The organism is Shewanella sp. GutDb-MelDb (assembly GCF_002836075.1).
Lineage (GTDB): Bacteria > Pseudomonadota > Gammaproteobacteria > Enterobacterales > Shewanellaceae > Shewanella.
In genome coordinates, this window is the sequence record NZ_PJBM01000002.1 from 1 (window position 1) to 6,127 (window position 6,127).

Consider the following 6,127-nt stretch of genomic DNA (forward strand, 5'->3'; position numbering starts at 1 on the left):
CACCTCGGTAGGTAAATCTCGATGGGTGGCCGCAATAACTCTAACATCCAGCTTAATTTCACCATTTTGGCCTAAGCGAGAAATGACTCCTTCTTGCAAAAAGCGGAGTAACTTGGTTTGTTGTAATAGAGGTAAGTCACCGATCTCATCTAAAAAGATGGTGCCCCCATTAGCCGCTTCGAGCTTACCGATTTTTTGACTTGTGGCCCCAGTAAACGCCCCTTTCTCCGCACCAAACAACTCCGACTCCGCCAAACTTTCGGGGATTGCGCCGCAATTAATGGCCACGAAAGGTTTATGATGTCTTTGCGACAGTTGATACAAGGCTCTTGCGGCAAGTTCTTTACCTGTGCCGCTTTCGCCACCAATTAACACAGTGGCATCGGTAGCACTAACGCGTTGCACCCGCGTATAAACCTTTTGCATGCAAGGGGCTTTTCCGACTAAGCCCACCAGCTCCTGTTGCTGTGAAAGTTCCGATGCTAAACGCCTATTATGCTGTTTTAGCTTAAGTGACTTAGCCACTTTATCAATGGCCATGAACAGTGATTGACGCTGATAAGGCTTGGACAGGTAATCATCTGCGCCAGCCTGCATCGCATCCACAGCATGAGTAATCGTTCCGTAGGCTGTCGCAATAATAAATCCTAAGTCGGCATGCTCGCGTCTTACGTACGTTAGCAAATCCATGCCTGTTAGTTGCCCAAGTTTCCAATCTGAAAATATCAGATCAGGCACGCTCTTTTTGAGCAATAAAATGGCCTGTTCGACGCTGTCAGCTTCGCTGACAACGTAGTTGTTTGCTGTCAGCATTTGGCAAATAAGCGAGCGCTGATCAGGCTCATCTTCTACCACTAGAATATGTAAGGGCTGCTCACTCATTAATTATCTTCCTTCTGACTAGATTGCTCTTCGACAAATAAAATGGTTGCTATGGTGCCGCCTTCAGGATTGTCTTGATAGCAAATATCGCCATTATAGTGGCTCTCTATGAGACGTTTGGCGATGTAAATTCCCATACCTGAACCTTCTGATTTTGTCGTTATGTGCGGTTTAAACATTTGGCTTTTAATCGAAGGCTCAATGCCTTTGCCCCAATCTGTTATCACAACTGATTTTTCGTTCTCAGCTTTGTTGAGTTCAATTTTAATCTGCTTACCACCAGCTTCAACGGCATTGATCAATACCGCATGCACTATGCTTCTTAATTCTGATTCGGCGCCATAAACCGCTACAAGGTTATTTGCATCAAAAATCACATCAGGCTTGAGGCCAGAGATAGACAGCTCTAATAGAATATCTTGTACAATTGCATTCAATGGCACCAACTTGTCTCTTAGCACCTCGTGACTCGAAAGAGTCAGTAAAGATTGAATGCTCTTATCCATTAAACCAATCTTCTTTTGCATCTTTTGGTTTATCGCTTCACGTTCACTTTGAGAGTCGGTGTAAATACCTTGCTCCGATAACAAACCAAGCGTATGCAGTGGGTTTCTTAAGCTGTGGGCGATACCGCGAGTAATTTGACCGAGATCGGCTAGATGTTGCTGCTGGGACATCTGCTGCTCTTTTTTATTCCAATTTTCCAATGCTAGGCTCATGCGGTTAAAGCCATTCATTATCTGTTTAAGCTCTTTAACACCCTGCTCTTTTAACTGAATGCCAAATTTACCTTCACCCAATTTTTGATGGCCCAGTGCTAATTCGCTTAAAGGCTCAGTAACGTGATGACTGAGCCAGTAAGCGAGGATTAGCGCCATAATGCTCGTCAGTAATATCACAATCAACACCGACTCACTGAAGCGCTCAAGCAGATGGTTAGCCCCTTGGCTTGGCAGATCAATACTGCGCTCTTCGCGGATGACCATGCCATCTTTTTCATCACCATCAACAATCATAACCCGACCTGCTTGTAACCAGTCATCAGTGTGGATCTCAAAGCTTTCAAGGCTCTCTTCTACCCTCTGCTGATATTCTTTAGCCGCCTCTCGTTTAAGTTGCTGTAAATTCTCTCGCTCACCTTCCATATGACGGCGATCTTTCTCTAGCAGAGCTTGAACCTTCTCCTGTAGCGCCAATTGATGTTTTTGGTAGTCATTTGTCCCCGTATCGACATGGACCTCTACCAGCGATTGGGCAAGGTTATCTATCTCTTGTTCTAGCTCAGCAATATCTTCATCAAGCTCTAATACAAACTCTTTATTTTCTTCAATGTCCGTCAAAAACTCATTTTCTTCTGGTAACGAAAATTCCCAGCGGTCGATGTCGGACGCTCTTTGGATCACCACACTGACTAAACTTTTAGACAGGGATTTTGAGCTTTGCTGTAACTCTTGTTGAAGTTGAGTTTTAAAATACTGAGCCACAAAAAGCTGGCTTATAGCCAACATAAGAATAAGCGCTCCAAACAACAGAAAGACATAACGTTTAATAGACATAATCGACTCTTTTATCTGCCTCAATACACTTTAGATTGAGGCCTTTATTATTAGTTTCTATAGCTATACAAGTTTAATACCAGCTTTCAAATATCAGCTAACGCCCTGTAACACGCTCTTTCAAGAACGGTATTGACCAGAGTAGTTGATTTAAACCCTAGCACGTTTAAGCACAATATCCTTATTTGAGGAAGTCATATGCCCAAATAGGGTTATTTTGTTGTTCTTTAATGGGTTAACAGATTATTTCCGCCGAGAACCCCACTAAAAGCGCATTGTTATGAGTTGGCACGATACTCGCAATACCTACTGAGAATAGAGGGAACGTACCGTTAAGTGGCTGCGTTAGATCCAAACACATCAATGCCTTATGGCAATAGAGAAGACATTATGAAAAATAACTTATTAGTATGCGCATTATTAACCTGCGGTTTAGCCTTGCCAACCAGCTTATTCGCTGCACCTACACAAATTGAAGTCGTCGACAATAAAGACAGAGAATTTACCACCCAAATAGAAACTGATGAGAATGACATTACCCATGTCACCATTAAAACAGATGGTAAGCAACATGACTTAGCATTTACTGCCCAAGAGTTGAAAGATAAAGATGTGATTAGCGCTAAATTAGCTGAGTTACCCAAAGAGTCTCAAACGCTACTCACTCGTATGCTGTCGCGGTCGCAACTGCACCCTAAAAACAATCTTTTTGTTGTTAACGCAGAGCAAGATAAGGCGATTAAGATTAAATTGGAAAAACTGTATAAACAACTCGATGGGAAAACAGCGCAAATCGAAGCTCATGTAATAAAAATCGAATCTAAATCGGGTGAACTTGAAGCGAAAGCCCAAGAACTCGAAAAACTATTCGAACAAAATGAAGGCGAATTTGAAATACATATTGAATCCCTTTCAGATGATATAGAGATTATTGCCGAGCAGATCTCTGAGCTTGAAGTCATGCGATTTGGTGATAGTGATGAACACGCTAGTTTTGTTATCTTTGACGATGACGATGGGGCAAGTGCTGAACATATTCTTAGCTTGATTAGTCACGCAAACCTCAGCAAAGAAGATAAACAAAAGCTTAAATCTGCTTTAGACAATATCAAATAGCATTGATTGGGCAAGCTGCTCTTAACAGACCAGCTTGCTGTAACCAACAATCAAGGTCGACAGAGTTGTGCTTTGACGCACATAATCACACCTCGATTACTGTTCCCTGCGAGTATTAGTCCCATATTTGTGAAGCCGTCTATAGAATACTTATTTGATTTTGCCTTATCCTTACAGGCTATTTATGGTCAATAAGGTATATCTTTATGTGGTGGCGTATTCTTTTTATCAGTGTTGCGTATTTACTGCTCGGTGCGCATTTTCTTCGATTTGGTCAAAACGAAGTCTGCATAGCCTATGCATTAGCACCTGTATTACTCTTTATTCGAGCAACTTGGATGACTCGATTTTTACAGCTAGCCCTTATCGTCTCCGCCTTTCTGGTTTGGGGAACGAGTGGATTTGAATATGTACAGGCACGCATTGTTGCTGAGGCCCCCTGGTACCGCCTAAGCATTATTATGTCGAGTGTTGTCGCGTTTACGCTATTTGCCGCATGGTGTGGCAACGGCATCATCTATAGAAGACACCAGCGCAAAATATTCAACTAACAATGTACTGATAGCCCAAAGGCTTAGATTCTATTCGTTAACAATCTGTCAGGATAAAAATCACCGTATATGAGTTCGTTCTATACGGTGATTTAACAAGGTTTATGTGAGAGCGATCCATTAACCAGCAGTTTACGACTCGCTATATCAATTAAAATATTAAGTAAAGCCGTCGCACCTATCAGCACTAGCGCCCCATTAAAGCGTATTTCAGAAAAGTTGCTATCAATATAAAAGCCTAACGTAGCAACGCCTAACATTCCCAAAATAGCTGTTTCTCTGAGAATCACTTCAAATCGATAAAACAGTAACGCCATCATATTTGGGTATATTCTCGGTAATATGTCATATGCATAGCCATCAATTTTGCCATTAAAATGCTGGCTAAATGTAGTGGTAGAGCTTTGTCGAGCGGTTAAATAGGCAACTAAGGCACCGTTATGAATCGCTAACGCTATGATTGCCGGCAACATAGAAGGTCCCAACAACAACATGAAAATATAGGCCAAGATGTACTCAGGTATTGATCTTAAAATAAGTAAGATAAAATTGTTGAGTCTAGTGATAAACGCACCCGTTAATGGCTTAAAACTGAATGTTGTCATCAGCAATGCCAACAGATAGCTAAAGCCTAGCGCTGCAACTGCAAGCAACACGGTCGCTAAAACACCGGGAAGTGCTTGCTCAGTAATAATCTGATACAACCATTGTCCAAATAGCCGCCACTTATCGTTAAACAACAGCTCTATGCTATGGCTTTGAAACATGGGCGGTAAAATATCGTCACTTAAAAAGCGCCAAACAAGTGAGCCGTCAATGGTGGTGATATCAGGTAACAACCATACAGCAGCAATAAAATACAAAGGTAACAATTTAGCTCTGCACCAATAAGGTATGGAGCCGATCATAATAATAAACAGAATAAGCAACGCTGCGCCTTGGTGATAATGCCCTTGCCTGAAAGCCGACTCTAAATAAAACCCTAATGTAGGCATTCCGACAAAGCCAAGTATCGCGCTGCTTCTTAGCGCACATTCAAAACGGTAACGCACGTAAGCTTTTATTTCATTCATTACGTGGGCGAAACGGCCATATATGTAGCGGCTGACTTTATCGGTATTCGCCGGTAAATTTTGCAATGTGTAAACAGGGGCTTGCTGTAAAATATCGCTAAAGACTCTAGCAAATGTAGCACCATAAGGTAAGGCAATAGCAAGTACGCCTGTTAAGGGGGATAAACCGAACACTTGCAGAAACAATAACGCCCAAAACAATTCATGAATCGAGCGAATAAAGGCACAAGCGGCTGCGACCAGAGGTTTATTATAAAACAATGCTACGGGTGCACCGAATAACAATCCTGCCGCCACGCCAAGTAAAGCAAAACTAACCGTTTGCCAAACCGCTTCCAATAGATATTCGGTCGCTAAAAAATCTGGTGAAAGAAATCCTAGGGCTATACGCTGCAACTCGCTCCACGGTTCTAACGCTATAATTTCCGTGTCAGCCCAGTAAAAGCATGCCATGGTAACACCAAGCAAAATCAGCGTTACTTTCTGCCAATAACCAAAAAAAGCCTGACGTGGAATTGAACTCATGTTGACAAGATCAGGCAATGGTATCCGATCCTATAGCCTCGTCAGTATCAATGCTTGAGCCTTCATAGAACGCTTGCAACATCTCAGCACTCAGCTCTGAGGCACGAGTATCTATGCACTTTTTCCCGTCACGCAAACCAATAACTCTATCAAAATGTTGCAACGCCATATCCATATCATGCAATACCATAATGACGCTCTTGTGCTGTTGTAATACTAAATTTATCAGCCGCTTACCCATAACTGGATCTAAGGCGGAAAAAGGCTCATCGCCAATAAAAATGGGCATCTTTTGATATATAGCTCTACCAACCGCAGTGCGCTGACGTTGTCCACCTGATAACTGAGAAACCGTCTGGGATATCGGACAGTCTAGCGCTAAGGAGTTAGCAATGGTTGTCACTTCTTTAAGTGGTTTTTTAAA

At 42.3% G+C, this 6,127-nt stretch carries 6 protein-coding genes; 2 read left to right on the forward strand and 4 right to left on the reverse strand.

The genetic code is table 11. The features are described from left to right. Positions 1 to 882 (reverse strand): sigma-54-dependent transcriptional regulator (locus CXF82_RS00105; protein ID WP_102043448.1); only part of this gene is annotated, 882 nt, incomplete at its 3' end. Continuing rightward, a complete protein-coding gene (locus tag CXF82_RS00110) occupies positions 882 to 2,438 on the reverse strand; it encodes a sensor histidine kinase (RefSeq protein ID WP_101091824.1) in 1,557 nt (518 codons plus the stop codon). The genes CXF82_RS00110 and CXF82_RS00105, both read right to left, overlap by 1 nt. Before the next feature lie 390 nt (positions 2,439 to 2,828). Here CXF82_RS00110 and CXF82_RS00115 point away from each other — a divergent pair, with 390 nt between their 5' ends. Together CXF82_RS00115 and CXF82_RS00120 are read left to right on the forward strand one after the other, a co-directional pair. Continuing rightward, positions 2,829 to 3,554 carry a hypothetical protein gene (locus CXF82_RS00115; RefSeq protein WP_102043449.1) on the forward strand — a complete coding sequence of 242 codons (726 nt, stop codon included), beginning with the start codon at positions 2,829 to 2,831 and terminating at the stop codon, positions 3,552 to 3,554. A gap of 206 nt (positions 3,555 to 3,760) precedes the next feature. Further along, on the forward strand, positions 3,761 to 4,105 hold the full coding sequence (locus CXF82_RS00120) for a hypothetical protein (RefSeq protein ID WP_101091822.1): 345 nt from the start codon (positions 3,761 to 3,763) through the stop codon (positions 4,103 to 4,105). 92 nt (positions 4,106 to 4,197) lie between these two features. Here the strand turns inward: CXF82_RS00120 and CXF82_RS00125 are convergent, their stop codons facing one another. Both CXF82_RS00125 and CXF82_RS22690 read right to left on the reverse strand, forming a co-directional pair. Beyond that, the gene (locus CXF82_RS00125; protein ID WP_101091903.1) at positions 4,198 to 5,703 is read right to left on the reverse strand and encodes a PhnE/PtxC family ABC transporter permease; all 1,506 of its coding nucleotides are present in this window, start codon (positions 5,701 to 5,703) and stop codon (positions 4,198 to 4,200) included. A 10-nt stretch (positions 5,704 to 5,713) separates the two neighbouring features. Continuing rightward, positions 5,714 to 6,127: ATP-binding cassette domain-containing protein (locus CXF82_RS22690; RefSeq protein ID WP_145991615.1), on the reverse strand; the 414-nt coding region annotated here is incomplete at its 5' end.

Coding starts and splice junctions, on each gene's coding strand:
- CXF82_RS00110 (WP_101091824.1), bottom strand. CDS start 2,438: ATGTCTATTAAACGTTATGTCTTTCTGTTGTTTGGAGCGCTTATTCTT.
- CXF82_RS00125 (WP_101091903.1), bottom strand. CDS start 5,703: ATGAGTTCAATTCCACGTCAGGCTTTTTTTGGTTATTGGCAGAAAGTA.
- CXF82_RS00120 (WP_101091822.1), top strand. CDS start 3,761: ATGTGGTGGCGTATTCTTTTTATCAGTGTTGCGTATTTACTGCTCGGT.
- CXF82_RS00115 (WP_102043449.1), top strand. CDS start 2,829: ATGAAAAATAACTTATTAGTATGCGCATTATTAACCTGCGGTTTAGCC.